General features: G+C 67.7%; 21 protein-coding genes. 14 read left to right on the forward strand and 7 right to left on the reverse strand.

Going from position 1 to position 26,940, the window contains the following annotated elements; all coding sequences use genetic code 11:
• The first annotated feature begins 85 nt into the window (after positions 1-85).
• Genes DFO65_RS00085 through DFO65_RS00105 form a run of 5 tightly spaced genes read left to right on the forward strand, consistent with a single transcriptional unit; the run spans position 86 to position 6,322 of the window.
• Positions 86-1,051: a TetR family transcriptional regulator gene (locus tag DFO65_RS00085; protein ID WP_245940392.1), complete on the forward strand. Its 966-nt coding sequence runs from the start codon at positions 86-88 to the stop codon at positions 1,049-1,051.
• Positions 1,048-2,595, forward strand: a complete 1,548-nt coding sequence (locus tag DFO65_RS00090; protein ID WP_113902392.1) for an ABC transporter substrate-binding protein — start codon at positions 1,048-1,050, stop codon at positions 2,593-2,595. Before DFO65_RS00085 ends, DFO65_RS00090 begins: the two co-directional genes overlap by 4 nt.
• A 3-nt stretch (positions 2,596-2,598) precedes the next feature.
• Entirely contained in the window at positions 2,599-3,552 is a 954-nt protein-coding gene (locus DFO65_RS00095; RefSeq protein WP_113902393.1) for an ABC transporter permease, read from the forward strand.
• Positions 3,549-4,508 (forward strand): ABC transporter permease, encoded by a 960-nt coding sequence (locus DFO65_RS00100; protein WP_113902394.1) that lies wholly within the window; start codon positions 3,549-3,551, stop codon positions 4,506-4,508. Before DFO65_RS00095 ends, DFO65_RS00100 begins: the two co-directional genes overlap by 4 nt.
• Complete coding sequence (locus tag DFO65_RS00105; protein WP_113902395.1) at positions 4,505-6,322, forward strand: ABC transporter ATP-binding protein; 1,818 nt, start codon at positions 4,505-4,507, stop codon at positions 6,320-6,322. Before DFO65_RS00100 ends, DFO65_RS00105 begins: the two co-directional genes overlap by 4 nt.
• Before the next feature lie 220 nt (positions 6,323-6,542).
• Here DFO65_RS00105 and DFO65_RS00110 read toward each other — a convergent pair whose 3' ends face one another.
• Positions 6,543-7,100 carry a dihydrofolate reductase family protein gene (locus tag DFO65_RS00110; RefSeq protein WP_113902396.1) on the reverse strand — a complete coding sequence of 186 codons (558 nt, stop codon included), beginning with the start codon at positions 7,098-7,100 and terminating at the stop codon, positions 6,543-6,545.
• 112 nt (positions 7,101-7,212) lie between these two features.
• Here DFO65_RS00110 and DFO65_RS00115 point away from each other — a divergent pair, with 112 nt between their 5' ends.
• Genes DFO65_RS00115 through DFO65_RS00130 form a run of 4 tightly spaced genes read left to right on the forward strand, consistent with a single transcriptional unit; the run spans position 7,213 to position 10,965 of the window.
• Positions 7,213-7,836, forward strand: a complete 624-nt coding sequence (locus tag DFO65_RS00115) for a TetR/AcrR family transcriptional regulator (RefSeq protein WP_113902397.1) — start codon at positions 7,213-7,215, stop codon at positions 7,834-7,836.
• Between the two features lie 14 nt (positions 7,837-7,850).
• Positions 7,851-9,044 carry a serine hydrolase domain-containing protein gene (locus DFO65_RS00120; RefSeq protein WP_181778551.1) on the forward strand — a complete coding sequence of 398 codons (1,194 nt, stop codon included), beginning with the start codon at positions 7,851-7,853 and terminating at the stop codon, positions 9,042-9,044.
• Positions 9,045-9,074: 30 nt separating this feature from the next.
• On the forward strand, positions 9,075-9,824 hold the full coding sequence (locus DFO65_RS00125; protein WP_342766904.1) for an aminoacyl-tRNA hydrolase: 750 nt from the start codon (positions 9,075-9,077) through the stop codon (positions 9,822-9,824).
• A gap of 10 nt (positions 9,825-9,834) precedes the next feature.
• The gene (locus DFO65_RS00130) at positions 9,835-10,965 is read left to right on the forward strand and encodes an FUSC family protein (RefSeq protein WP_113902399.1); all 1,131 of its coding nucleotides are present in this window, start codon (positions 9,835-9,837) and stop codon (positions 10,963-10,965) included.
• 11 nt (positions 10,966-10,976) lie between these two features.
• Here DFO65_RS00130 and DFO65_RS16990 read toward each other — a convergent pair whose 3' ends face one another.
• From DFO65_RS16990 to DFO65_RS00140, 3 genes are all read right to left on the reverse strand, one after another.
• Positions 10,977-11,138: a hypothetical protein gene (locus tag DFO65_RS16990; RefSeq protein ID WP_181778552.1), complete on the reverse strand. Its 162-nt coding sequence runs from the start codon at positions 11,136-11,138 to the stop codon at positions 10,977-10,979.
• 329 nt (positions 11,139-11,467) lie between these two features.
• Positions 11,468-14,722 (reverse strand): choice-of-anchor G family protein, encoded by a 3,255-nt coding sequence (locus DFO65_RS00135; protein WP_113902400.1) that lies wholly within the window; start codon positions 14,720-14,722, stop codon positions 11,468-11,470.
• 510 nt (positions 14,723-15,232) lie between these two features.
• Complete coding sequence (locus tag DFO65_RS00140) at positions 15,233-16,315, reverse strand: NYN domain-containing protein (protein WP_113902401.1); 1,083 nt, start codon at positions 16,313-16,315, stop codon at positions 15,233-15,235.
• A gap of 314 nt (positions 16,316-16,629) precedes the next feature.
• On the opposite strand from DFO65_RS00140, the gene lhgO reads away from it, so the two are divergent.
• Complete coding sequence (gene lhgO / locus DFO65_RS00145; protein ID WP_113902402.1) at positions 16,630-17,823, forward strand: L-2-hydroxyglutarate oxidase; 1,194 nt, start codon at positions 16,630-16,632, stop codon at positions 17,821-17,823.
• A gap of 28 nt (positions 17,824-17,851) precedes the next feature.
• On the opposite strand, the gene DFO65_RS00150 is transcribed toward lhgO, so the two are convergent.
• Positions 17,852-19,078, reverse strand: coding sequence for a cytochrome P450 (locus DFO65_RS00150; RefSeq protein ID WP_113902403.1), 1,227 nt, complete (start codon positions 19,076-19,078; stop codon positions 17,852-17,854).
• Between the two features lie 374 nt (positions 19,079-19,452).
• On the opposite strand from DFO65_RS00150, the gene DFO65_RS00155 reads away from it, so the two are divergent.
• From DFO65_RS00155 to DFO65_RS00170, 4 genes are all read left to right on the forward strand, one after another.
• Positions 19,453-20,253 carry an SDR family NAD(P)-dependent oxidoreductase gene (locus tag DFO65_RS00155; RefSeq protein ID WP_113902404.1) on the forward strand — a complete coding sequence of 267 codons (801 nt, stop codon included), beginning with the start codon at positions 19,453-19,455 and terminating at the stop codon, positions 20,251-20,253.
• A 107-nt stretch (positions 20,254-20,360) separates the two neighbouring features.
• On the forward strand, positions 20,361-21,554 hold the full coding sequence (locus DFO65_RS00160) for an NAD(P)/FAD-dependent oxidoreductase (RefSeq protein ID WP_245940393.1): 1,194 nt from the start codon (positions 20,361-20,363) through the stop codon (positions 21,552-21,554).
• 495 nt (positions 21,555-22,049) lie between these two features.
• The gene (locus DFO65_RS00165; RefSeq protein WP_147233185.1) at positions 22,050-24,275 is read left to right on the forward strand and encodes an HNH endonuclease signature motif containing protein; all 2,226 of its coding nucleotides are present in this window, start codon (positions 22,050-22,052) and stop codon (positions 24,273-24,275) included.
• Positions 24,276-24,332: 57 nt separating this feature from the next.
• The gene (locus DFO65_RS00170; protein ID WP_113902407.1) at positions 24,333-24,902 is read left to right on the forward strand and encodes a dienelactone hydrolase family protein; all 570 of its coding nucleotides are present in this window, start codon (positions 24,333-24,335) and stop codon (positions 24,900-24,902) included.
• Between the two features lie 118 nt (positions 24,903-25,020).
• On the opposite strand, the gene DFO65_RS00175 is transcribed toward DFO65_RS00170, so the two are convergent.
• Together DFO65_RS00175 and DFO65_RS00180 are read right to left on the reverse strand one after the other, a co-directional pair.
• On the reverse strand, positions 25,021-25,923 hold the full coding sequence (locus DFO65_RS00175) for an ABC transporter (protein WP_113902408.1): 903 nt from the start codon (positions 25,921-25,923) through the stop codon (positions 25,021-25,023).
• The gene (locus DFO65_RS00180; protein ID WP_113902409.1) at positions 25,920-26,909 is read right to left on the reverse strand and encodes an ABC transporter ATP-binding protein; all 990 of its coding nucleotides are present in this window, start codon (positions 26,907-26,909) and stop codon (positions 25,920-25,922) included. Before DFO65_RS00180 ends, DFO65_RS00175 begins: the two co-directional genes overlap by 4 nt.
• Positions 26,910-26,940: the final 31 nt, after the last annotated feature.

Raw genomic sequence — 26,940 nt, forward strand, 5'->3', positions numbered from 1 at the left:
GCTCTGATCCGAGCAGAAGTCACAAAAACTACCCAATCTCCTAGAAACTATTGCGCAAATCGCAATACCTGGTACAACTGAGAGGGTGACTTCGACCGGCAATGGCGCAGAAGGCGACTCAGGGACCCTGGGATCGCGCGTCCGCAGCGCCATCAGGGCCGCCGGCGTCAACAACAGCGAAGTCGCTCGCAGGATCGGCATCGAACCGAGCAAGCTCTCCAAATCCCTGGCCGGCACGCGGAAGTTCCGGGTCGAGGAACTGTCCGGGATCGCCGCGCTGACCAACGTCACCACCGACTGGCTGACGACGGGGAGGGTGGGGGAGCCGCCTCGGCGCAGGATCGTCACGAACCCCGCCGCTCCCACGCTCGCGGCCACCACCTCGGCGACGCCGACGATCACCGGCGACACGGGCTCTGAGCGATGGCTGTCGAAGGGCAAGCGCAATCGGCACCGGATCATCGCCACGGCCTGGGAGCTCTACGCCGATCACGGCATCGACAACGTGCCCACCTCCGACGTCGCCGCCGCCTGCGGGCTGAGCGTGTCGACGATCAACTACCACTTCCGGACGAAGACCCAGCTGCTCGAAGCGGCGCTGCGCCACTCGCTGACGATCATCGCGACCACCCGCAACCTCACCGCGCCGGACGATCCGATCGCGGCGCTACGGCACTTCTCATGGCTGCACGCCGGAGTCGACCAGAAGGTCCGGCGCGTGTGGTCGATCTGGCTCCAGAGCTGGTCGCGAGCCGTTGTCGACGAACGCTCCCGACTCAACCTCGCCGCTGTCTACACGGAATGGCTCGACCTCGTGACAGGGGTCATCGTCGCGGGCCAGCGGGCCGGTGCTGTCCGGTCGGGGAACACGACGCGAATGGTCAAGAGCCTGTCGATCTTCATCGACGGACTCGGGGTGGCACGCGCCACCGGTCAGATTCCCATCACCGACGAGGAGGCGCTCGAGATGCTCGAGGACTACCTGAACGCCCACATACTCCTGAAACCCGACGAACCCGACGAACTCCAGCAACCTGAAGGGGAGAGATGAGCACACCGAACCGACGACACGTACTGGGGGCCGGGCTCTCGGTCGGTGCCCTGGTGGGTCTCAGCGCCTGCGGCTCGCAGACCGGCGCCGCCATCGATGCCGGCGACCCGGTCAAGGGCGGGACCCTGCGCGTGGGCATCACCGGCGGCAACTCCGCCGACACGATCGACGCCCACATCCCCGTCAACAACGGCGACGTCTGCCGCACGGTGAACATGTACAACGCGCTGTACGGCTGGGACGACGACTCCCGGGTCGTCCCGCTGCTGGCCGAGTCCTTCGAACCCAACGGCGACTCCACGGTGTGGACGGCGACCCTCAAACCGGGGATCAAGTTCTCCGACGGCCGTCCCATCACGCCCGACGACGTGATCTTCACCTTCAAACGGATCACCGATCCCAACGACCCGAAGACCGCCGCCGCGAACTTCACGATGCTCGACGAGGTCGTCGCCACCGGGGACCGCACGGTCGAGTTCCGGCTCTCGGAGCCCAACGGCCTGTTCAACGACGCCGTGGCCGAGTACACCGCCGGCATCGTCCCCGTCGACTACGACCCGGCCAACCCGGTCTGCTCGGGGCCGTTCAAGCTCAAGTCGTTCACCCCGGCCCAGTCGACGGTGCTCGAGGCCAACGAGCACTGGTGGGGCCATGAGGGCACCTACCTCGACGAGGTGGAGCTGCTCAACTTCAACGACACCGACGCCCTCATCAACGCCCTGCTCTCGACCCAGGTCGACGCGATCGCCCAGATCCCCGTCGCCCTCGTCGAGGTCATCGACGCCGATGAGCGGATGTCGATCCTCAACTCCGAGACCGGCATGTGGCTGCCGTTCACGATGCGCGTGGACCGCCCGCCGTACGATGACGAACGCGTGCGGCAGGCCTTCAAGCTCGTCGTCGACCGGGACCAGATGATCGAACAGGTGCTGTCCGGGTTCGGTGCCATCGGCAACGACATGTTCGGCCCCTACAGCGCCAACTACCCGAACTTCCCGCAGCGTAAGCAGGACATCGCCAAGGCCAAGGAGCTCCTCGCCGAGGCGGGCTACCCCGACGGCATCGACGTCGAACTCGTCACCGCCCCCATCCAGTCAGGCGCCGTGGAATCGGCGCAGGTCTTCGCCCAGCAGGCCAAGGAAGCCGGAATCCGGGTGTCGATCCGTCGGGTCGACGTGACGACGTTCTTCGGCGACCAGTACCTCCAGTGGGACTTCGCGCAGGACTTCTGGTACACGCGTGACTTCATGCCGCAGGTCATCGCCTGCTGCCTCGAGGAATCCCCGTTCAACGAGACGCACTGGAACGACCCCGAGTTCAACGAGATCTTCGACCGGGCCCGCGCGATCGCGGACGTCGACGAGCGGCGCAACCTCGAGCATGAACTGCAGAAGATCCTCTTCGACCGGGGCGGCTACATCATCTGGGGCTTCCCCAACCAGGTCGACGCGTTCCAGAAGTACGTCGGCGGGCTCGTGCCCAACGCCACCGGACGCCCGCTGTCCGGCTGGCGCTTCGACCGCGTGTGGATCGGAAAGGTGTGACACATGTTCGCTAAAGTCATCGGCCGCAGACTCATCCTCTCGGCCTTCATCCTCCTCGCGGTCTCTCTGCTCGTCTTCGGTGCGACCCTGCTCCTGCCCGGTGATCCCGCCCGGGCGATCCTCGGCCAGCAGGCGACTCCGGAGCGCATCGCCGCCCTCAATGAGCAGCTCGGCCTCAACCAGCCGGCCTGGCAGCGCTACTTCACCTGGCTCGGCGGCCTCTTCGTCGGCGACTTCGGCACCTCGACCGCCTCGGGCGGACCGGTGTCCGAGCTCATCGGCGAGCGGATCGGCGCCTCCTTCGTCCTCATGCTGCTCGCCGGTGTCATCTCGGTGCCGCTGGGCATCGCGATCGGCGTCTGGTCGGCGCTCCACCGCGGGGGCCGGAGAGACCAGTCGACGACGATGATCTCCCTCATCCTCGCCTCGATGCCGGAGTTCGTCATCGGCATCGGACTCATCGCGGTCTTCGCCACCTCGGTGTTCCAGATCCTGCCCGCCGTGACGCTGGCCCCGCCGGGCGAACCCGTGTGGAACCGCCCGCTCCAGCTCGTCCTGCCGACGCTGACGCTCGTCCTCGTCGTCACCCCCTACATCGTGCGGATGATGCGCGCGACGATGGTCGAGGTCCTCGACTCCGGCTACGTCGAGATGGCTCGCCTCAAGGGCGTGCCCGAGCAGCGGGTGATCATGCGCCACGCCCTGCCGCACGCCCTGGGCCCCGTCGCCCAGGTCGTCGCGATCCAGCTGGCGTGGCTGGCCGGCGGCGTGGTCGTCGTCGAGTTCCTCTTCCGCTACCCGGGACTCGGCCAGGCGCTAATCGACGCGGTCACCTACCGGGACGTCCAGGTCGTCCAGGCGATCTCGATGCTCGTCGCCGCCGTCTACGTCGTCGTCAACCTCGCCGCCGATGTCGTCGGCATCCTCACCAATCCGAAACTGAGGAGTGCAGCATGAACACCCCAGACAACCGCACCGCGACGGGAGCCGGTGACCTCGCGGGAGCCGATGCCGCGGCGGTGGAGCCGGGCCTCGCAGCCGCCTCGGCGGAGGTGCCCAAGGAATCGCAGACGACCTACCGCCCGTTCTTCAAGCGCGTGCTCGCGCAGAAGCAGGGCCGGACCGGTCTGACGATCACCATCGTCGTCCTCGCCGTCGCCCTGCTCGGGCCGCTCCTGCTGCCGTGGGCCACGGGCAACACCGCGACGGAGTTCGTCACGAAGCCGTTCAGCGAGTACGGGCTCTTCGGCTCCGACAACCTCGGTCGCGATGTGCTCAGCCGGTTCCTCGCCGGCGGCCTCACCCTCTTCGTCTACGCTCTGCTGGCAACCCTGCTCGGCATGGTGCTCGGGACGATCATCGGGATGATCGCCGCCTACACCGGAGGGGTCCTCGATTCGATCATCATGCGGCTCAACGACGTCATCCTCGCGATCCCGCAGCTCGTGTTCGCTCTGCTGGCGATCACGGTGCTCGGGCCGCAGGGATGGGTGCTCGTCACCGTCATCGGCATCACCCACGCCCCGCGCATCGCCCGCGTCGCCCGCTCCGCGACCCTCGGCGTCATCACCGAGGACTACATCCTCGCCGCGGAGATGTACGCGGTGCCCAGGTGGAAGATCATCGTCCGCGAGCTGCTGCCCAACATCACCGGGCCGCTGAGCGTCGAGGCGGGCCTGCGCCTGACCTACTCGATCGGCTACATCGCCTCCCTGTCGTTCCTCGGCCTCGGCCTGCAGCCGCCGGCCGCCGACTGGGGACTGATGATCAACGAGAACCGGATCGCGCTGAGCATCCAGCCCTGGGGCGTGCTGCTGCCGGTCATCGCCATCGCCGTGCTCACCATCGGCACCAACCTGCTCGCGGACTCGTTCGCCCGCGCCGTCGCCTCGACCTCAGTGGAGAACTCATGACCACGAACACGACCACCACGGACACCCTCACCGAGGCGCCCGACCATTCCGTCGTCCTGCGGGTGCGCGATCTGCGGATCGCGACGAACTCCGACGACGAGATCCTCCACGGGGTCGACTTCGCGCTCAAGCGCGGAGAGATCCTCGGCCTCGTCGGGGAATCGGGCTCCGGGAAGACGACCGCCGGGCTGGCCTGCATGGGCCATTTCCGGGAGGGGCTGAAGTTCGCCAGCGGGTCGGTGAGCCTGTGGCCCCGCGGGGACGAGACCGCCGTCGAGGTCGTCGAACTCGACGAGGTGGCGGTGAGGTCCCTGCGCGGCTCGCGCATCGCCTACATCCCGCAGGATCCCGCGCTCTCCCTCAACCCGGCGATGCGGGTGGGCGAGCAGATCAGCGAGGTCCTCGACATCCACGGCTTCGGCAAGTCCGATGCCGAGCGGACCGCGCGGGTCGCCGAGGTGCTCGGCGACGTGGGTCTGCCCGGCGACAGGGCGTACCAGAAGCGCTGGCCGCACCAGCTCTCCGGCGGACAGCAGCAGCGCATCGGCATCGCCATGGCCTTCGCGATGTTCCCCGACGTGCTCATCCTCGACGAGCCGACCACCGGCCTCGACGTCTCCACCCAGGCGGTCGTCCTCGACACGATCCGGCGGATGACCGTGGCCAACAATGTCGCCGGCCTCTACATCACCCACGACCTCGCGGTGATTCGGGAGATCTCCGATCGGGTGGCCGTGATGCTGCGCGGCGACCTCGTCGAGGAGGGACCGGTCGAGTCCGTGCTCGAGAACCCGCAGCACGAGTACACGCAGATGCTCATGGCCGCCGTCCCGGACCTCGCCGGTCGCAAGACCATCGGCGACGGCGCCGGGGGAGTCTCGCCCGGGGCGAGTGCCGGGTCAGGCGGGGCTGCCGAAGGATCGGGCGGGGTCACCGCCGCTTCGACCGGGGCGACCGCTGTGACGGAACCGGACTTGGAGCCCGGTGACACCTCGGCGAAGGATGACGTCGCGGGGGAGGAGTCCGCCTCGGCGAAGGAGTCCGCGACGACGGTCCTCATGGACGCACCCCTGCTCCAGGTCAAGGATGTGGCGCTGTCCTACGGGAAGGCGCAGATCCTCGACGGCATCAACCTCATCCTCAACCCGGGGGAGTGCACTCTGCTCCTCGGCGAATCCGGGTCGGGCAAGACGACGCTGTCGCGGTGCATCGCCGGTCTCAACGACGACTACTCGGGACAGGTGCAGCTGTGGGGCGAGACGATGGCGCCCTCGACCCGGAAACGGACGAACGAGCAGCGCGTCGGCGTGCAGTACGTCTTCCAGTCACCGTTCTCCTCGCTCAACCCGCGGCGCTCGATCGGACAGTCCCTGTCCGTGCCGCTGGAGATGAGCGGCGAGGACAATGCCGCCGAACGCAAGGCGAAGGTCGAGGACGCGCTGGACTCGGTGCGGCTGGGCCGCAGCTTCTACCACCGCAGGCCCGGCGACCTCTCCGGCGGTGAGCGGCAGCGTGCCGCGATCGCCCGAGCCCTGGTCAACGCGCCCTCGGTGCTCGTCTGCGATGAGATCACCTCGGCGCTCGACGTCAGCGTCCAGGCCTCGATCGTCGGGCTGCTGCGCACGCTGCGGCAGGAGAGGCAGCTGGCGATGCTGTTCGTCACGCACAACATCGCGCTCGCCCGCCACGTCGCCGACAACCTCGCGGTGCTCAACAAGGGCAAGATCGTCGACTACGGTCCCACCGACGAGGTGCTGGAGAACCCGACGCACGAGTACACGCGCACGCTCATCGCCGACGTCCCGAAGTTCTGAGGCAGGGCCTGCCGACGCGGAGCCGGTTCTGACCACGAGTCTCGCACTGCCGACTCAACTCGGGTGACGTTCTTTCCGATTTCGGTCCCTGAAACGGAAAGAACGTCACCCGAGTTGCAGTGGAAGGACTGGGCCCAGACCATCCCCGCGACGGCGTACGACGCGGGCACGCACATGCACGATCGACCTTCCGGCCAGCCGTCACCTCGCCGAATCTCCGTCATCGGATCCGGTAGTGGGCGTGGATGAGGCCGTTGCCGAAGGACCGCTGCTCGACGAGGTCGAGGTCGAGGCGGACTCCGTCCGGGAAGAAGCGGGTGCCGCCTCCGACCACGCTCGTGGTGATGAAGAGGTGGTAGTCGTCGACAAGTCCCGCCCTGATCGCCTGCCCTGCGAGAGTCGGACCGTCGACGGAGAGGTCGTGCGGGGAGGACTCCTTGAGACGGCGCACCGCCTCGGCGTCGAAGGACCTCTCGATGCGGGTCCGCTCGCTCGACACGGAGTCGAGCGTCGTCGAGTAGACGACCTTCTCCGCGGCCCTCCATTCCTCCGCGTAGTCGAGGATGTGGGGCGGGACGTCGGGCCCGGCTTCGACGGTCTCCCAGAAGACCATCGTCTCGTACATGCGCCGACCGTAGAGATACGTGCCGATGGTCTGGAACCGATCACCGATGAAGGTGTGGACCTCCTCATCCTCGGCTCCTCGGCCGATGTCGCCGTCCGGCGTCGACGTGTACCCGTCGAGCGACGTGATCATTGAGTAGATGAGCTTGGCCATGTCGGGCTCCTTCACCTAGCGCTCTGAGGTGAGTCAATCGACTCACCTCTTTGAAGCTACCCCGGTTCGGGTGGTGAGTCAATAGACTCACCTCCATGCGATACTTGGACACATGGCCCGCGAGCTCTCGACCTATCATCGCCGGATCGCCGCCTCCAACCGGGCGGCGATCCTCCGCGCGGCGGCATCCCTGTTCCTCGGCTCGGGCTATGACCGGACCTCCCTCGCACAGGTCGCGGCCGATGCGGGGGTGTCGAAGGCGACTCTGTTCAAGCAGTTCCCGACCAAGGCCGAGCTCTTCGAGGCCACCGTCCTCGCCGAGGGAGAAGCCGCGATCGGCGAGATCCCGGTCCCGCCGCCGGGGGACCTCCACGCCGGTCTCGTCGCTCTGGGCAGGTCCTATGTCGAGCTGCTCACCCGGCCCCGGGTCGAGGCGCTGATGAGAACTCTCATCGCGGAATCCGGGCGGTTTCCCGAACTGCGCGAACGGACCTTCGACTTCGGCACGCTGTCGGTGGTCGCCGCCGTGCGACGACATTTCGAGACCGAGAGCCTGAGAACCGGTGCGCAGGTGGGAGACTTGGACATCGCGGCCACTCAGTTCCTCGGCATGATCGCCACCGTCGTCTTCTGGCCCCGGCTCATCCACGGCGGCTGGTCGCTGAGCGCGGGGGAGACGGAACGCGTCGTCGAGGAGGCCGCACGAACGATCGTTGCGCGATTTGGAGGTCAGTGAACGCAATGCTGTCAATGTCGAACGAGGGCCCGGCCGCCGAGGCCCTGCCGGCGCGAGTCCGCAAGGCCGTGGTCGAGACCTTCGACCGCCACGCCGCTCGGTGCTGCGGCGGGATGCAGTTCAGCGTGTATCGCGCCGGTGAACCGGTCCTCCAGCTCAGTGCCGGCGTCGCCGGCAGACGAGGCGACACCTCGGCGAAGCCCTGGGGACCGCGGACGCTCACGGTGTTCTTCTCCGGGACCAAGGGGCTCGTCGCGATGATCGCGGCGAAGGCGGCGGGCGAGGGCCTCCTCGACGTCGACGCCCCCGTGTGCGAGTACTGGCCGGAGTTCGCCGCCGCGGGCAAGGACACCGCGACGGTGGCGCATGTGCTCGACCACACCGTCGGGCTGCCCTACGTCGATCCGGACCCCTCCCTCGACGCCGACGGGCGACCGCAGGAGGGGGAGGCGAAGTGGGCGTTCCTCGACTCGCGGAGGATGGCAGCCATCCTCGCCGGACAGCGGCCCCTGTGGGAGCCGGGCACGAAGATCGCCTACCACGGCGTGACCTACGGATACCTCATGTCCGAGATCATCCTCCGCACCACTGGCCGCACCGTGGCCCGATGGCTGCGCGAGGACCTCGTCGAACCCCTCGGCCTCGACCTCCACCTGGGACTGCCCGCCGCCGACGAGGACCGCGTCGCCCCGATCATCCAGATGCCCGGCTACTCCGTCGCCCCAGAGGTCAGGGACCCGGAACGCCGCGCCGTCATCGACCGGATGTACGCCTCGCTCCTGTCGCCGAGCCTCCCGATGAACTCCCGGGAGTTCCACGCCGCCGAGCTTGCAGCCGGCGGCGGGATCGGCACCGCCGATTCGCTCGCGAGGCTCTACTCGCTGCTCGTGGATCCCGATCGTCCCGGCGGATCGATCATCGACCCCGAGGCGCTCGAGCAGGCCGTGCGCACCTGGTCGGAGGGAACCGACTGCCTCAACGACCGTGGGCTGCGCTTCGGACTGGGATTCGAACTCGCCGATGCGAAGGGCACCTACGGACCTGTGAGCAGCGCGTTCGGCCACTCGGGCGCCGGAGGAAGTCTTCACGGCGCGTGGCCCGACGTGGGGCTGGGATTCTCGTTCCTCACCAACGAGATGCTCAGCGACGACGTCGACACCCGCGCCAAGGATCTCCTCGCCGCGCTCGCCGGGGAGGACGTCGGATGACCGAGGGAGGACCGCGTGGGGAGCGCGCCGATGAGTGACGGACAGCACCCGGGAGACGCGGGACCGGGCACGGAAGAAGCGGGACCGGGCACGGTCGAACGGATGCGCAGGCACGAGCACGACCACGAGATCCCCTGGTCGCTGCCGATCGTCGTCCGCCGCTCCAAGGCCCACCCGTCCCGGCACATCGACGTGCTCGAGGCGACCGCACGCGCCGTGGTCACCTTCCTCGACGACCCCAGGTCCCATCCCCGCGGCCAATGGCATGAGGCTGTCGAGCACTGGCGCGACGGGGCGATCCGCAAGGTCGTCCGCCGAGGCGACGGCCGGAAGTTCGAGGAGGCGAAGGCCCTGGGCTGTGTCAGCGTCATCCACGGCGGCTCCGATGGGTTCGCTCCTGCCGAGGTGCTCGTCTTCCCGCCCGGGCCCGTCAAACCCCTGCCGAAGGAGCTCGCGAAGCTCCAGGTGGGAGGCACGGAGTTCCCCGACGACGGCGAGAGTGCTGTGCCCGCCGCCGAGGCGGTCGTCACCATCGAGATCACCCCGCTCGTGTCGCTGACGTCGGGGAAGGCGGCCGCGCAGTGCGGTCATGCGGCCCAGCTCGCCTACGAGCAGATGCCCGCCGAGTCGCGACAGCGGTGGCGGGAATCGGGCTTCGCCCTTCGCGTCGTGCGGCCGTCGCGGGAGGAGTGGGCGGCGAACGTCCGCCCGGTCAGAGTCGTCGACGCCGGCTTCACCGAGGTGGACGGGCCGACCGAGACCACCCGCGCATTCTGGTGACCCCGTCCTGATGCGGAGGATCATCGAGTACTTTCGCGGCACTTTGGCGATGGGGCCGCCGGATGCCGACCGGCGGGCACCCCTGCGGGTCGGGATCGCCGTGGCGGCGCCGTCCCTGGCACTCCTCGTCATCGGCTATCCGGAACTCATCATCTACGCGGTATTCGGCGCGTTCTGTGGAATGTACGGTCGCGGGGAACCTCACCAGCTGCGCGTCATCCACCAGATGCAGGCCGCGTTTCTGCTGCTCGCCGGCGTCGGCGGGGGCGTGCTGCTGTCCTGGCTCGAGACGTCCGTCTGGGCCCTCATCGCCATCGAAGCCCTCTTCGCCGCGGCCGGGTCGGTGCTCGCCGATCGGGCGACGCTGCGACCGGGCGGCCCATTCTTCGGGATCTTCGCCCTTGGGGCGTGCGCCTCCGTCCCGCCGTCGGGGCCGATATGGGTCCCGCTGACCGTCAGTGTCACCGCCGCCGCGTTCGCCATCGCGGTCGGGTTCCTCGGCTGGTTCCGCAGCCGCGAATGGACCGCCGGTGCCAAGCGCGACATCGTCGACCTCCGCGGCCCGCGTGCCGCCGGCATCATCCGCCACGCCATGACCTACGCGGTGGCTGTCGGGACCGGCGGCCTCCTCGGCGAGCTCCTCATCGGGGAGCATGCCTACTGGGCGATGGCCTCGGCCGCCGTTCCGCTGGCGGCGGCCGACCTTCCGGGCCGGATCTCGCGCGGAGTGCACCGGGTGCTCGGCACGTTCTCCGGTCTGCTCCTCACCGGCCTCATCCTGCTGTTCGACCCCGGGCCGCTGGTCCTGGCGGTCGCGGTGATCGCACTGCAGTTCCCCACCGAGTACTTCATGCCCCGCAACTACGGATACGCATTGACGTTCTTCACTCCGCTGATCCTGCTCATGACCCAGCTGGCCAATCCCATTCCCCGTTCTGCTCTCATCGTCGACCGTGGGCTCGAGACGCTGCTGGGGGCCGCTGTCGGCATCGTCGTGGTGCTCATCGTCGGGTTCTTCAGCTCCCCGCGGAGCCCGGGTGCGCGCTTGATCCGCCGACGAGATGCGCAGCTGCCGGTCTCGCCGTGGACGGAGTGGGGTCCTGGTCGATGGTCACGGAACGGACCACCAGCAGACGAGTGAAGTTTCCGGGCCTACTCTTCGGCGTCGTCGACGGGGACCGTCTTGGTGCCGTTGCCGAACTCGTCGAGGATGATCCTGTGCCTGACCATCTTCCCCTGCTCTTCGTCCCACACCTCGATGATGTCGCCGGGATGGGTGGAGGGCTGGTAGTGGTCTTCATTGACTCCGGACATCGGACTCACCTCATTCTGTCGTCCAGTGCTTAAACCGACCGTAGCCTGAGCCGTCCCTGGTGACAAGGGTTCGAGCCGCGAACAGCGGCAGCGGCTGCCCTACGGCTGCCGGAGCCCCCAACCGCTGGCAGCAGCGTCTGATCCGCGCCGCCTGCAGTTCGCCGGACAACCTCCCCGTGCAACGGGAGGTTGTGGCGCTGAATGGTCGGAATGCGATCTGTGCGCACAGCGACCCGGACGCCGAGGAGTGAATGGCGAACGGCGGGGCCGAATCTTTCGATTCGACCCCGCCGTTGGCGATTCAGATCACTGAGTCAGTCGGAACTGATTCAGATCTTGGTGCGGTTGCGGCGAGTCACCAGGATCGCTGCGGCACCACCGGCGAGGAGCAGAGCCGCGAGGCCGCTCAGCGCCAGGGTTCCGTCGACACCGGTGCGAGGCAGGTCGCCGCCACCGTTGCTGCTTGCCGAGGCGTTCGAGCCGGAGCCGGCCGAAGCGTTCGACCCGGCCGAGGCGCTTGCAGACGCACCGGCGTTGGTCGAAGCCGAAGCCTGATCCGCGTCATCAGCCGAGGAAGCGTTGGCTTCGTTGGCGTCATCAGCGGCAGAAGCCTCTGCGTTCGGGTCAGCGTCGGTCTCAGCTGCGGCGCCCGGGTCGGCGGTGGCTGCGGCACCCGGATCGGCGTCAGCGTCGGCAGCGGTTGCTGCTTCGGCCGATGCGTTGTCCGACGAGGTGGCGTTGGCCGCGACCGAGGCTGCTGCTGCCGGGTTGGCGTCAGCGGCTGCGGTGGTGTCGGCGTTCGCGGAGTCCTCATCGTTCGCGTTGGCGGCTGCGACCGCAGCTGCCTGCGACGAAGCGTTGGTCTCAGTCGTGGCGTCGGTCGAGGCTTCCGCCGTGGCGGTCTCGTTCGCTGCCGACTGAGCTGCTGCCTCTGCGGCCGGGTCGGCTGCTGCCGATGCGGTGGTGTTCGCATCTTCGTCAGCCGCGGCCTGCGCTGCTGCCTGAGCAACGGCGTTGTCGTTGTTGTCCGCGTTGGCGGAAGCGGAGGCGGACGCCGAGGCGTTCACATTCGCTGCCGTGTCCTGCGAAGCGTCGGCGACGGCCGAGTCATCGGCGTTGGCAGCGGCCTCAGCCGATGCGTTGTCCGACGAGGTGGCGGTCGCTGCAACCGAGGCTGCTGCTGCCGGATCGGCGTCAGCGGCGGCCGTGGTGTCGGCGTTGGTCGAGCTCGTGTTGTCGGCCAGAGCCGCTGCATTCGCTGCCTGGTTCGCCGAGGCGTTCGGATCCGAGGTGGCGTCCACCGAGGTGTCTGCAGAAGCGGTCTCGTTCGCTGCGGTCGCGGCTGCGGCCTCAGCGTTCGGGTCGGCTGCTGCGGATGCCGCTGTCGTGGCGTCGGCGTTGGCTGCTGCCTGAGCGGCAACCTGGGCGGCCGGGTTGTTGTCACCATCTGCGGTCGCCGATGCCGAAGCCGAAGCTGCGGCGTTGACGTTCACATCGGCGTCTGCGGTCGTAGCGGCGCCCGGATCGGCAGTGGCGTCAGCATTCGCTGCCGCCTCGACCGAGGCATCGTTCGACGAATCGGCGATCGACGCAGCCTGAGCGGCCGAAGCGGCGTTCGGGCTGGCGTCCGCTGCTGCGGAGGTGTCAGCGTTCGTCGAGTCCGTGTTGTCGGCCTGAGCCGCGGGATCAGACGCTGCGGTCGCTGCGGCGTTCACCTCGGTGGTCGCGTCGGCCGTGGTGTCGGTCGACGCGGTCTCGTTGGCGGCCGACTGTGCGGCTGCTTCCGCGTTCGGGTCGGCTGCTGCCGATGCGGTGGTGGTGGCGTCTTCGTTGGCGGCAGCCTGGGCTGCTACCTGCGCGGCGGGGTCGTTGTCACCATCAGCGGAGGCCGATGCTGCGGCCGAAGCCGCGGCGTTGGTGTTCGCATCCGGGTCAGGCACGACGGCTTCTGCATTCGCGCGCACCGAGGACGACGCCAGATTGACATCGACGGCCTGGAGCGCAGGAAGCAGTTCGAGGCTCACGGCGTTGACGGTGAACCCGTCACCGTTGGTGCCGTTGCCCTTGACTTCGCTCTCCTGAGCGGGGTCCTTGAGGGTCGGCTGCTCGTTGATCGTGAGATCGACGACCTGGTTGAGGCCCTGGAACACCGGGTCGAGGGTGTCGAGGACGGGGTCGACGATACCGGTGACGGAGCCCGAGATCTCATCCGCGGTCGAGGTGAGGATTCCACCGATGAGCGGCTCGGTGATGCCGAGAACGGCGTCGATGACGGGTCCGGTGACGGCATCGAGGATGTCGCCGACCGGAACCGGCACACCAAGAATGTTGAGTGTGAGATCAGTTGTCACCGTCGGATCGGTGGTGTCGGTGCCCGCCAGCTGGCCCAGAGTGGCATCCACGGTAACGGTGCCGTCCGCCGAAGCGATGCCGCTCAGCGCCTCGATGCTTGCAGGCAGCTCGATGATGACGTGGACGTCGTTCAGAGCGTTGGTCAAAGCGGTGTTGAGCTTGCCGCCCAGCTCACCCAGAGCGTCCGAGACGCCGGTGGTGATCGAAGAGATCGTGTCAGCAGTCAGCACCTGGGTGTTGGGGTCGAGGCCGTTGAGGTCCTCAGCCGCATCACCCTTGACGATCTTGGCCAGATCGATGGTGATGTCACCGTTTCCGATGTTGATCTGGACGGGGCTGCCCGCTGCTCCGAGCTGTTCGTTGATGACGTCTTCGACGACTCCGTTGAGTGCATCGCGAACCTCGACACTGATTGTCGCGTCCGCACCGCCGACACTGACGCTTGCAACGCCAGGAATTGTGGCGTTGACGCCGACAGCAGCAAGAGCCGCCGCGAGACCTTCGGTGCCGATGGCCTCTTCAAGAGTCGCACCGGTCGTGTCGACCAGGTCGTCGAGCTGCGCAGACAGATCGCTGACCGCGGGGCTCGAGACGGTGAGGATTCCGTCGGCGACGACGTACTGCGAGTTGTTCGCTTCGCCATTGGAATCAGCGGTCGAGGCGATCGCGCCGAGCTCGAGGGAGAGCTCGTCGACGAGCCCGTCAGTGACACCGGCGAGCCCGGCCTGGTCGAGGACGTCGGTCAGGTTGACCTTGGCATTGCCGAAGTCACCGTTGTTGATGGCGTCGACGTTGAGCGCACCGTCTTCACCGACGGCGCCCGCGCTGGCCTTGGCGCTGTTGGCGGCAGGAGCATGACCGAAGGCGTTGAGTGCTCCGGCCTCACCGAGGTCGAGGAGACCTGCTCCACCCGGGCTGCTGATCAGCGGCAGCGAGACGCCTCCGCCGAGATCGAGACCGAGGGCTCCGAGGGCCTCCGCGTTGAGCGGAGTCGTATCGGCAGCGGAGCTCGAGGGGAAGCTGCTGTAGGCGCCGGCTGCGTCGAGGAGCTGGGCATCGAGGGCTTCGCTCTCGATGAGCTGACCGAGCGCTTCAGCCTGCTCGTCGGGGTTCTGGGTATCGGCCGCACCTGGTGATGTCGTCATCACGGTGAGACCCAGTGCGGTGGCGGCGGCTACCGCACCCACTGCTGTCTTACGGCCGGGCTTGAGCCGGCCAGGGAGCATCTTCATGTTCCTCCACATCGTTTGAAACTGGACGATCTCCTCATTCGAAACGAGCTGAAGGACGACTGTCCTCACGTGATCCTCGACTCGAACCTTGACGGAAACGGGCAGTCTCCTGGTAGATCCCTCACAACGGTACCGACTCATGGCCGAGTCACGCCTACGTCATCGTCATATAACGGAAACTGTTACAGTCCCGTTACAGTTACCCGGAGGTAATCTCGCCGTGTTTTGCCGTGGGTGAAGTTCGGAATCGACGCGGTTCCGATTCGCGGATGTAGTCTCTTCCTCGGTCGAGGAGGACGCGAGCGGGTCCCGGCCCCCTCCTGGCGCGAGTTCACGGGAGCTGTCCGCGGTCTCAACGGCAACCAGCCTTGTGGTGATCTCGCCACGGCGATTGCTTGAAACTTGAATTACCTCGGACCGGTGGTTTTATTGATGACGGGAATTCATTCGACGTTCACTATCGACGACATTGCCGAATTGTCTCGGATCTTGCGTAAATTCGGTAACGATTCAGTGAATGAGGTCGATCTGCTCCCAGAAGGCCGTTCTCAGCCGCTGCCGGACGCTCTGTCGGTCGGTGTCGTACTCGCCGATCTTCGACGCGCAGTCGCGCAGCAGGGTCGCGTCGATGTGGATGGGCAGATTGGGTCTGTCGGTGAGGACGTCCTCGAGCTCCGACTGGGTGCACGTGTCGTACCAGCTCTCGGCGACACTGCGACCGACCCCGGCGGCAACCTCGAGGAGGCGCTGCACCTCGGCGACTCCGGGGTGCTCCGTTCCGCCGGGACCTGCCGGGGCCGGCATCGGCGGATGGGTCGAGGGCTTCGACGCCCGCGCCACCGCCTCGGCGGGTTCCGAATGCGGTCGTCCCAGACCATTCATCCGGATCGTCAGGGGCGTCGGAATCGGGTGTGCGGGCGGCGTCGGTGGGGGTGCGGCTCCGGGCGCGGCACGCGCTGTCTGCCCCGGACCTGGGGCCGTGGTCGTGTCTGTCGGAGAGTCGGCTGGGCCAGTCCCGTCCTGCATCGGCTTCGGGCGGGTACGGGGAGTGAAGCACTTGGTGATGAGCTCATTGGGCAGGGTGATGATGCGGTCGACCTGCATGGCCAGATGCTCGGCGACCGAGGTGACGCGGAGGTAGTGGTCCTGGTTCTCCAAGCCCACGAGCACGACCTTCATGCCCAGGTCCTGAGCGGCTTCGACCGCCTCGGCGAGGTCGTCGTCTCCGGTGAGCAGGTACGCGACCCGAGCGGCGCGGTTGCGGGCGATCTCGACGAGGTCGAGCCCCATCCGCAGATCGACGCCCTTCTGGGTCCCGTTGACCCCGATCCGTCCGAGTCGGACCTTGACATCGTCGATGAGAGCGATGCGTTTGTGCGCCTCGTGGAACACGCCGTCCTTGGAGGCGTCGTACCAGTACACCCGCAGGGCGTCGAGGCCCGAGTCCTCCACGGTGGTGTCGACGACGCCCCTGATCAGGGTCTCGGTGTCGACGAGGGTCGCCGAGCGCAGCGAGGTCCCCGAGACCCGCGAGCCTCCGACCGCGAGCAGGAACCCGGCATCGATGAAGACTGCGCTCTGTTCGATGGCCATGGACGGCTCCTCCCTGCACTCGACGATCGCGGAATCCCAGACGGTCGCGGACTCCCATCCTATCGGTGCCGAACGGATCGACAGCCCTGCCGCTCCGCGGGACCGCTGACATTGTCGCTGATCAGCGGGTAAGAACTGCGTGTCGGGATGCGGTGGGACGGCCTCGGCGGCGGTGAGCGCAGAGCCCACCCGCACCACCCATCCGCCCGCTCGGTGCACCTGGGCGAGACGTCGTGGCGAGACCCGGCGCGACCGCATAGAGTGCCGAAGAGGCAGACGCGAATCGGAGCGGATTCGGTCGGAAGGAGTGCGATGTGAGGAAGAGATTCGCGGTCATCGGCGCGGGGATCATCGGTGCGGCGGTCGCGCGCGGGTTGCAGTCGCGCCACGACGACGCCGAGGTGACCCTCTACGAGAAGGAGGACGGACCCGCCGCCCATCAGACCGGGCACAACTCCGGGGTCATCCACGCGGGCCTCTACTACGAACCCGGCAGCCTCAAGGCCCGGCTCTGCCGCCGAGGTGTCTCCCTCCTCCTCGACTTCGCCCGCGAGCATGACGTGGCCTTCGACGAGTGCGGGAAGATCGTCGTCGCCACCGACGATATCGAGGTCGACCGGTTGCACGCGATCCACGAGCGCGCCGTGGCCAACGGCGTCCCCAACGTCTCCCTCCTCGACGCCGACGGTCTGCGGGAGATCGAGCCCAACGCCGTCGGCCTCGCCGCCCTCCACTCCCCGCACACCGGGATCATCGACTACCGCGGACTGACCGAGGCCCTCGTCGCCGACTTCCGCCGAGGCGGTGGCCGGGTCCGCTTCTCCACCCCGGTCGACCGGGTCGAGGAGCAGCGGCGAAGAGCGATCGTCCACACGCACATCGACTCCCAGGACTACGACCAAGTCATCGTGTGCGCGGGCCTGCAGTCGGACCGTCTGGCCACGCGCTCAGGGGAGAGCCGTGACCCCTCGGTGGTGCCGTTCTTCGGCCAGTACTTCATCCTCGCCCCCGAGTACGACGATGTCGTCAACGGGCTCATCTACCCCGTGCCCGACCCGCGCTACCCCTTCCTCGGCGTCCATGTGACCAGGCGGATCGACGGGGGAGTGATGCTCGGACCGAACGCGTTCCTCTCCTTCTCCCGCGAGGGCTACCACGGGCTCGGGTTCGACCTCGCCGATTCCCTGCGGATCGCCGCGAACCCGGGATTCTGGAGGTTCGCGGCGGGGAACATGGCGACCGCGAGGAGGGAGATCGGCGGGGTCCTCTCGAGTCGAAGGTTCGTCGAGGAGGCCGCGAAGTACGTGCCGCTGCTCGCCGGCGTCTCCGGGCACCGTGCCACTCGCGGGATCCGGGCCCAGGCGATGAAGAGGGACGGCACCCTCGTCGACGACTTCGTCATCGATCGCACCCCGGCGACGATGTTCGTCCGCAATGCCCCGTCACCGGGGGCCACCTCGGCGCTGGCGATCGCCGAGCACCTCATCGATCAGGCGGACGCGGACTGAGCCGGCGGTTGAGGGCGAATCCCGCGATTCAGGCGGCGTGGACGAGGAAGCCGCTGCGCGGCAGGGTCGGGAACTGGTCGAGCGGGATCGTGAGGTCCTGTACGGGGACGTCGAAGTCGGCCGCGGCGAGTGCGCGGACCGAGCGCTTGAGCAGTTCGACGGTGCTCCACTCGCCCGGGCAGCGGTGGTTCTCCTGGTGGCGCCCCGCTCCCTGCGCGATGAGTCCGTTGGGCTGTTCCTCCCAGCGGAAGCCGCGGAAGCGCTCGGGGTGGAAGCTGTCGGGGTCCTCGAAGATCCGGGGATCGTGACAGGTCCCGTAGAGGTCGAGGATGACCCAGTCGCCCTGGGCGAAGTCGTGTCCGCGCCATTCGAACGCCGTGACGACCCGGCCGGGCACGACGGGGAAGAACGGGTAGAAGCGGCGGACCTCCTGGACGAACGGCTCGAGGTCGGATTCGTCGCCGGACGCGAAGGTCTCGCGCCACTGCGGATACGTGTGCAGGGCGGTGGCGGCGAAGACGATGAACCGGTCGAGAGCGACCATGGGGCGGAGTATGTTGATGAGCTCGACGGCCGCGACCTCCGGAGACAGGAGGCTGCCGTCGGATTCGCGGTGCCGGGCGAAGGCGGACAGGGCGCTGCCCCGTGGTGGATCGACGATGCCCCTGCGGGTCTCGGCGATGAGGGCCTTCGCCCACTTCTCCGTCCCGCGTCGCCGCCACTGGGCGTAGAGGTTGCGCGGGTCGAAGCGGCCGGCATTGTCGACCATCATGCCCAAGTCGTCGCGCAGCCGCGGCACGTCGGTCATCTCCAGGGGAATGCCGGACCAGCGGCAGACGGAGCGAGTGAGGACCTCGCGGGCGAACCCGTGGACGACGATGCGACGAGGCCCGGGCCGGCTGTGGAGGACCGTGTCCCATTCCTCGTCGAAGATGTCGCCGAGGCGGTCCATCGCCTCCCGGCTCATGAGCGAGAGGAAGAGCTCCTTCCGCTCGTGGTGGGCGGCGCCGTCGAGTGCCTGGACCGAGCCCTTGTCCTGGAGCAGATGCTGGACCGTGGGCGGCATCGCCCCCTGTCGGGTGAATCGGTCGTCGCCGTAGAAGATCGCGGCCGCCTCGGCGCCGCGGAGGAATGTCACGGGGCGCAGCAGCAGGCGGCTGGTGAACAGATCGGTTCCGAGTTCGTCGCAGCGGGACGAGACGAAAGGGTACCCCTCCTGGAGGAACGGCACGGTGCTGTCGAATGGAGCTCTCATTGTCTCTCTCCTTCTGCTCCGGCGAATCGTGCTGTGGCGAAAGGTGCGTTCCACGATTCCGTCTGACCGATGTAGTGTCAACCGACCGCGTGGCCTCACGGGAAGGACCCGTGGATCCGTCCGGGATCGCCCGTCCGCCCCTGCCGATCCGCGGTCGTCCATCCGCGAATCCGGCTGCGAATCCGGCGGTGAATCCGGCCGCGCTCGCCCATCCGACGATTTCTCTGAGTCTCGGCGGGCCCTGTCCTCGGCGAGCGCCAGCAGCTAAGGTGCCGGTCAAGGAACCGCCCGCCGACTGCGTCAGGGTCGGTATCCGCCTGCGGGCAGATCTCCCCCTCGGCAGTCCGGGCACGAGACGACTGGGAGGAACGAGCATGGATCTGGGTATTCGCGACCGCCGAGCCCTCGTCACCGGAGCCGACTCCGGGATCGGCTTCGCCACCGCGCGGCAGCTGCTCGACGAGGGAGCCGAGGTCGTGCTCACCGACCGGGACCCCGAAGCGCTCGGGGCCGCGGTGGGCGAGCTGTCGGCGTTCGAGGGCCGGGTGCATGGCTTCGCCGCCGACATCACCGACGCCGAGGAGGTCGCGGCCCTGGCGGCCCGAGTCGACGAAACGGTGGGTGACCTCGACATCCTCGTCAACGCGGCAGGAATCCACGGCAGCGGTGGCCCGTTCCACGAGATCAGCCAGGAGGGCTGGGACCACACGATCGACGTCGACCTCATGGGTCCCGTCCGCATCACCCGCGCGTTCCTGCCCGGTCTGCGTCGCGGCGGCTGGGGACGGATCGTCTTCATCTCCTCGGAGGACGCCGTCCAGCCCTATGACGACGAACTGCCCTACTGCGCCGCGAAAGCCGGCCTGCTCGCCCTGGCGAAGGGCCTGTCCCGGACGTACGCCTCGGAGGGGGTGCTCGTCAACACCGTCTCCCCGGCCTTCATCGAGACACCGATGACCGATGAGATGATGCGCAGGCGCTCCGAATCCCTGGGCATCCCGTTCGACGAGGCGATCCGCACGTTCCTCGAGACCGAGCGCCCATTCATCGAACTCGGTCGTCGCGGCAGAGCGGAGGAGGTCGCGCGGGTCATCGCCTTCCTCTGCTCGGACGCGGCGAGCTTCGTCAACGGATCGAACTACCGCGTCGACGCCGGTTCGGTCGCGACGATCTGAGTCCTGCCGGCCGGCTCCGGCCCGGGCTGATTCATCGCGTACGCCATTCAGGAGTCGACCAACCACAAGTTCATCAAGCAGAGGTCGACCTTCAGAGGAAAGGAGCAATGACAATGCAGACGACTCGCTACCTCATCATCGGCGGAGGCATGGTCGCGGACGCGGCTGCCCGGGGGATCCGGGAGCGCGACGAGGACGGGGGCATCGTTATCATCAGCGACGACGTCGATGAGCCCTACACGCGACCGGCGCTGAGCAAGAAGCTGTGGACGGACCCCGACTTCACTCCGGAGGACAACTACATGAACACCCGCGAGGACACGGGTGCGACGATCCACCTGACCACCGAGGCGACCGCGGTCGACGCCGAGGCGAAGACCGTGGAGACCACCGCCGGCACGTTCGCGTTCGAGAAGCTGCTCCTCGCGACCGGCGGTGAGCCGAAGTCCCTCGACCTCGAGGAGGGCGACCGGGTCATCGTCTTCCGCACCTTCGCCGACTACCGGCGGCTGACCGAGCTCTCCGGCCGCGACCTCGATGTCGCCGTGGTCGGCGGCGGATTCATCGGCACCGAGCTGGCTGCCGCCCTCGCCCAGAACTCGACCCGGACGACGCTGCTGTTCCCCGACGACACTCTCGGCGGATCCGTGTTCCCGCCCGATCTCGCCGAGAGCTTCCACGAACTCTACGAGGATCGGGGAGTGACCCTGATCGGCGGGACGAAGGTCTCAGGCGGGCGCGTCGACGGGGAGACGGTCGAGCTCGACTGCGGGGGAACCACAAGGACCTTCGACGCGGCGGTCCTCGGCCTCGGCCTCGACCCCCTGACCCACCTCGCCGAGGTGGCAGGCATCGACACGGACGACGGCATCGTCGTCGACGAGTCCCTCCGTACCTCCCGGCCCGATGTCTTCGCCGCCGGCGACGTCGCGTCCTACCCGGACAGGATCCTCGGGCGACAGCGGGTCGAGCACGTCGACAATGCCAGGAACATGGGAGCCGTCGTCGGCCGGATCATGGCCGGCAGCGACGAGACCTACACCCACACGCCCTACTTCTACACGAACGTCTTCGACTTCGGCTACGAGGCGGTGGGCACGCTCGACTCCGGGCTGTCCACGATCGAGGACTGGCAGGAACCGCAGTCGAAGGGGACGGTGTACTACCTCGGCGAGAACGACCGGGTGCAGGGCGTTCTGCTCGTCAACCTCGGCGAGGGCCTCGATACCGCTCGGGAGATCCTCGCCGAGGACTGGCCGCACACTCGCGAGGACCTCATCGGACGCCTGCCCGCCGAGTGACTGCGGGTCCCGCCGCTCGATCCGCGTCTCGTGTCAGGACCGTGTGGAAGCATGAGAGGACAGAGGCAGCCCAGTGACAACCTCAAGGATGAGGGGTGGTGAGAGACAGTGGAGAAGCCGGAGACGCCCGGCGCGGACGAGACGACCGCCGACGTGGCGGCGACGCCCGTTCGAGCGGGTGCGCGACGTCCACGTGTCATCCTTGCTGACTCCTCACTTCTGCGCGGGGTCGCCTCCGCAGCCGAATCCTGCACCCGGGCCCATCTGTCCCTGGTCTCCGCTCTCACCGACTATGTGTTCCTCGTCGCTCGCCGAGGCGAGACGGCGACGATCGCCGAGAGCGTCGAACGGCACCGAGCCGGCGACGGGCGTGCCGCAGCCGGTCCGTGGGGACTCCAGGCTGGGACGACCTCTTCTCCAGGCGGGAAGGCGTCTGCTCCGTCGACGAGCACAGTGAGTGCCTCCGCTCCAGGATCCGTTTTCGGCCTCCCACCGGTGGAAGAACCCCTGCCGGACTTTCCCGGGTTCGACCCGGACACCTCGCTGGCCGCCTGGACCCGCGAACACCTGTCGAAGGACGACATCATCCAGATCTCCGCGATCTGCGGGTCACCGACCGGACGGACGCTGCGGACCGTGGCGATGGCGGTGACCCTCTCCCAGGGACTGCCGCGGTTCCACTCCCGAATCGCCGACGGCGAGTTCACCGCCGCGCATTCCGAGGTCGTCACCAGTCTGTGCCTGTCCGTGCCGATGAGGCATCTCCCTCAGCTCGATGCTTACCTTGCCCGACGTCGTGCCGATGTCACCTGTGAGACGCTCAGGCGGACATTGGTCCAGAGGATCAGCGTGCTGGAGCCGCCAGAGGAGCGCTATCGGGAAGCCGCCGAGCGGCGCCGGGTCGAAGTGGACAATCACGGTGATGGGTCATCGGCGCTCATCATCTCGGGACCCACGCTCGACATCAATGCGTGCTACCAGCGAGTCATGGGAATGGCGAGGGCAGTCCATTCCAATCAGGTCAGTGCGTTCGGACTGCCGAAGGGAACGATGATCGATGACGGACGCGGCGTCGATGCTCTGGCGTTCGATATTCTCACCCGCACGGTTCCCACCTTGACCACGCGGATCACGAGCATCGATCCGGTCAGCGGAACTCCGCTGGTCCACGATGAGCCCTTCCGCCCGGAGGCCACGGGACCGGCTCCGGTCGGCGACCCTGCTCCGATCGGAGGAGTCACACCGTCACTCGTCGTCGACAGTCGGTGCTCTGCCTCATCGGCTCGGACGCGGGATCAGCGTGACCACAGCTTCGGCGGCCCGGTCGGTGAACCGGAGGTCATCAGCAGGGAGATGCTCCTGGTTCTGCCGACCGCTCAATGGTGGTTGAGCAGTCAGGCCGCCCTCATCGCCACCGTTCCCTTCCTCACGGCCTTCGGTCAGTCGCTGCTGCCCGGACAGCTTCCGGACGGTTCCCCGATCCCTGCCGAGACGGCCAGGAGGCTGGCCGGCAGCTGTCCGACGCTCTACCGGGTGCTCACGGATCCCGCGACCGGGACCCCCTTGGATGCGCGGGCGACCGCCTATCGGATCCCGCGCGACGTCCGCACCACTGTGACCTCGCAATGGGCCCTGTGCACCGCACCCGGGTGCACCCGGGAGGCAGTCCGCTCCGAACTCGACCACGTCATCCCCTTCGACCATGACCACCCTGACCAGGGAGGACTCACTCGATTCGGGAACCTTCACCCTCTCTGCCCGGTGCACCACGGGCTGAAGACCGGGCGGGTGTTCGACGTGCGAATGCCGAAGTCCGGGCTGGTCGAATACAGCTTCCGGCAGGGCGTGCGCACTTCGGTGCATGCTCCGGACGCCCCGATCGACACGGCTCACGCGCTGGAATGGTGGACGATGGATCGCTTCCCGGCTCAGGTCGATTGGACACGACCCCCGCCGTACTCGGACGCCGAGCCCATGGACGGCCAGGGCTCGGCAGCACCACAGGGGACTCAGACCGAGGGCTCCGAGAGACGGGTGCCGGGCGGTTCAGGGGACACGTCTGCCTTCGGTGCCATCGGTGCTGGGTCCGCGCCGGAGATGTCCACGGCCAAAGGCCGAGACATCAGTGCGGAAGGGGAGAAGTATGCCGGTGCCCGTTCCGTTTCGGGGCCGACCGGGGAGTACTGCGCGCTCGGACCCGACAGCCTCACCGACTGGGGGAGGATGGCGGCATCAGGGATTCGCACGATTGCCGCCAACGCCGCCGCTGCCTATGTCGAGCGACAGCGCCGTTCGTCGGCAGAGAAATCGAGGAGTTCCATGTCGGCAGGGCAAGCGGGCTGCGACCCGGATGCGGGAGACGGGCGGAACGGACAAGTGCCGAACGCGCCACCACAGCCTGCTCCGGCAACCAGAGCAGCCGCTGAACCGCGCCCTCGTGTGGAAGCTCCATTGCCGGGAGGCGCGCGAACCGAATCCGCCGATGACATATTCAGCACGATGATCGAGGGTGCCGAGATCGTGGAGTACGACCCCGTCATCCTCGAATGCAAGAAGGCGATCTCGAGAGACTACTCGGTCAAGATCCCCGTGATGATGCGCAATCGACGTGAGCAGATCCTCGCGGACTGGGAACGGCTGAAGAGGGCCGGACCCGAGTCGAACGCCGCGAGGATCATCGATTGGGAACACCGATTCGACGGCGACCCGCCTCCATTCTGACGGCGACCCGCTCCGTACTGACAATGACCCGCCCCACCCTGACGAGGAGCCCCCGATATGGCTGAAATCCTGCTCTACCACCACGTGCAAGGCCTGACCGCCGGAGTCCAGAGCTTCGCAGACGAACTGAGACACGCCGGCCATACTGTCCACACCCCCGATCTCTTCGACGGCCGCACTTTCGCCAGCATCGCCGAGGGCTTCGAGTTCGTCGAGAGCGTGGGCTTCGTCGACATCAGGGAACGCGGAGCAGCCGTGGCCGACGACCTCCCCGCCGAACTCGTCTACGCCGGATTCTCCTTCGGCGTGATGATCACCCAGCGTCTTGCCCAGACCCGGCCCGGTGCTCGGGGAGCACTGCTCCTCCATTCCTGCCTGCCGGTCACCGAGTTCGGGGAGGCATGGCCGGCAGGACTGCCTGTGCAGATCCACGGCAAGGAGGGTGACGAGTACTTCGACGAGGATCTGCCCGCCGCGCGGGAGCTCGCGGCGGCAGAGGATGCTGCCGAGCTGTTCATCTATCCAGGCGACGAGCATCTGTTCACCGACTCGTCCCTCGACGACTACGACCCCGAGGCGTCGACGCTGCTGATGGAGCGGGTTCAGGCGTTCCTTGCCTCGGTGTAAACGAGGGACGGTAGGACACTCCGCGGGGCCTCCCGGCTGGCACGGCCCTCAGCCCTCACACATCCCGGGTGACCTGACCGACGAACGCTCTCGCCTCCCGGGTGAGGTTGATCAGCCCTCATGCATCCCGGGTGCGCAGCACCGTGTATCCGACGAGCAGCCCGGCACCGGCCCAACCCGCGAGCACCGCCAGGGCGACCGGCCAGGTGTACGGCTGCGTCGTCTCGACCGCGAGAACCGAGATCGCCTGATTCGGCAGGAACCGCACCAGGTCGCCGATCGCCTCGACGCCGAAGAGCGGCAGGATGTTGGGCACGACATGAAGCAATGCCAGGGCGGTGATGATGGTGAAGGCCGCGCTGCGCAGAGCGGCGCCGAGCCCGAGGACGACGATGCTCAGCAGTGCCAGGCCGACTCCGGTGCCGATCATCGCCCGAACGAGGTCGGAGAACTCGAAACGTCCGAACTCCGCAGCCGCCCCGGCGGCGATCGGGGTTCCGATGAGGATGAGAGCGGCACCGGCGACGATCCCGATGAGCACCAGCACCACAGTCTTTCCGACCAGGACCTGGAACCGGCGGGGGACGCTCTGGAGCGTGGTCATGATCGAGCCCGTCGAGTATTCGCTCGTGATCGCGAAGGTCCCGAGGAGGACCACAGCCATCTCGACGATGAGCATCGTCTGTACGACGATCTGCGGAGCGGGCATGGCCGTGTCGAAGCCGTTGAGTCCGCTCGCGAGCGCCGAAGCGCCGAGCAGCCAGCTGCCCGCGATCGTGCAGATGACGGCGCTGACGAGGATCCACCATGTGGAGCGGACGCTGACGAGCTTCGTCCACTCGAAGGCGATCGCACCGGTCCAACTGCTCAGACGCGGACTGTGCGGTGCTCGTCGGGCGTGGGGCCCGGACAGGGCCTGCCGGGTCGAGCCGCGCCGGGGAGCGTGTTTCGCGGTCGGGTTCTGCGGGGCGTGCTCGGTCGTGCCGTTCGGGACCGGGTTCTGCGGGGTTGCGGTGGTCATCGTGATTCCTCCGGGTGGAGTTGGGCCGGGTCCTGCCCGGCGGTTGACGTTCGAGTGGGCGTCGTATCGGGCGTCTGAGTGGGCGTCGCGGGGGAGAGCGCCTGATAGTCGGTCGCCCCTGCTGTCAGGCGCGCATAGACATCCTCGAGCGAGGACCCGGTGAAGGAGAGCTCGTCGATCCGGAGCCGATGCGCATGGGCGAGAGCCCCGATCATCTCGATGCCATCCCCGCTCACCTGCAGCCCATCACCGTCGGCATCGACCTCAAGGCCGGCGTTCGCAAGCACGACGGCCAGGGCTGACGCCTCCGGGGTGCGGACGCGGGCGGTGCGGGTGACATCGAGCAGCTCGCGCAGCGGAGCATCGGCGACGAGGCGACCGCGGGCGATGATCACCAGGTGATCGGCAGTGTCCGCCATCTCGCTGAGCAGGTGGCTGGAGACGAACACGGTGCGTCCCTCCGCCGCCAGCGACCGCATCAGCCGACGGATCCAGCTGACTCCCTCGGGGTCGAGGCCGTTGACCGGTTCGTCGAAGACGAGCACCTCGGGATCGCCGACGAGCGCCGAGGCGATGCCGAGCCTCTGCCGCATCCCGAGCGAGAACGTGCCGATCCGGGACCGCGCCACATCGTCGAGGCCGACAGTGGCCAGCGCCTCGTCGACGCGGTGGGTGCCGATGCCGTTGCTGCGGGCCATGCCGAGCAGATGGCTGCGCGCGGATTGACCGGGATGACCCGTGCGCGGTTCCAGGAGCGCACCGACGGTGCGCAGAGGATGGTCGAGTTCGGCATAGCGGCGACCGCCGATGACGGCGGTGCCCGCGGTCGGTCGGTCGAGGCCGAGCAGCATCCGCATCGTCGTCGACTTCCCGGCGCCGTTGGGGCCGAGGAATCCCGTCACCCGCCCGGACCGGATCGTCACGGAGATGTCGTCGACGGCGCGTTTCTCGCCATAGACCTTGGTGAGTGATTCGAATCTGATCATGATTGCTGTCCCTTCTCCATGTCGAACAGCC

The organism is Brevibacterium sanguinis (assembly GCF_003315415.1).
In the GTDB taxonomy this organism is placed as follows: Bacteria; Actinomycetota; Actinomycetes; order Actinomycetales; family Brevibacteriaceae; genus Brevibacterium; species Brevibacterium celere_A.

Bases quoted from the DNA above. Each gene is read 5' to 3' on its own strand.
- DFO65_RS00180 (WP_113902409.1), bottom strand. From the start codon at position 26,909: ATGATCAGATTCGAATCACTCACCAAGGTCTATGGCGAGAAACGCGCC.
- DFO65_RS00110 (WP_113902396.1), bottom strand. From the start codon at position 7,100: ATGGCCAAGCTCATCTACTCAATGATCACGTCGCTCGACGGGTACACG.
- DFO65_RS16990 (WP_181778552.1), bottom strand. From the start codon at position 11,138: ATGTCCGGAGTCAATGAAGACCACTACCAGCCCTCCACCCATCCCGGC.
- DFO65_RS00105 (WP_113902395.1), top strand. From the start codon at position 4,505: ATGACCACGAACACGACCACCACGGACACCCTCACCGAGGCGCCCGAC.
- DFO65_RS00175 (WP_113902408.1), bottom strand. From the start codon at position 25,923: ATGACCACCGCAACCCCGCAGAACCCGGTCCCGAACGGCACGACCGAG.
- DFO65_RS00155 (WP_113902404.1), top strand. From the start codon at position 19,453: ATGGATCTGGGTATTCGCGACCGCCGAGCCCTCGTCACCGGAGCCGAC.
- DFO65_RS00115 (WP_113902397.1), top strand. From the start codon at position 7,213: ATGGCCCGCGAGCTCTCGACCTATCATCGCCGGATCGCCGCCTCCAAC.
- DFO65_RS00135 (WP_113902400.1), bottom strand. From the start codon at position 14,722: ATGAAGATGCTCCCTGGCCGGCTCAAGCCCGGCCGTAAGACAGCAGTG.
- DFO65_RS00140 (WP_113902401.1), bottom strand. From the start codon at position 16,315: ATGGCCATCGAACAGAGCGCAGTCTTCATCGATGCCGGGTTCCTGCTC.
- DFO65_RS00160 (WP_245940393.1), top strand. From the start codon at position 20,361: ATGACAATGCAGACGACTCGCTACCTCATCATCGGCGGAGGCATGGTC.
- DFO65_RS00125 (WP_342766904.1), top strand. From the start codon at position 9,075: ATGAGTGACGGACAGCACCCGGGAGACGCGGGACCGGGCACGGAAGAA.
- DFO65_RS00100 (WP_113902394.1), top strand. From the start codon at position 3,549: ATGAACACCCCAGACAACCGCACCGCGACGGGAGCCGGTGACCTCGCG.
- DFO65_RS00170 (WP_113902407.1), top strand. From the start codon at position 24,333: ATGGCTGAAATCCTGCTCTACCACCACGTGCAAGGCCTGACCGCCGGA.
- DFO65_RS00095 (WP_113902393.1), top strand. From the start codon at position 2,599: ATGTTCGCTAAAGTCATCGGCCGCAGACTCATCCTCTCGGCCTTCATC.
- DFO65_RS00090 (WP_113902392.1), top strand. From the start codon at position 1,048: ATGAGCACACCGAACCGACGACACGTACTGGGGGCCGGGCTCTCGGTC.
- DFO65_RS00130 (WP_113902399.1), top strand. From the start codon at position 9,835: ATGCGGAGGATCATCGAGTACTTTCGCGGCACTTTGGCGATGGGGCCG.
- DFO65_RS00150 (WP_113902403.1), bottom strand. From the start codon at position 19,078: ATGAGAGCTCCATTCGACAGCACCGTGCCGTTCCTCCAGGAGGGGTAC.
- DFO65_RS00120 (WP_181778551.1), top strand. From the start codon at position 7,851: ATGTCGAACGAGGGCCCGGCCGCCGAGGCCCTGCCGGCGCGAGTCCGC.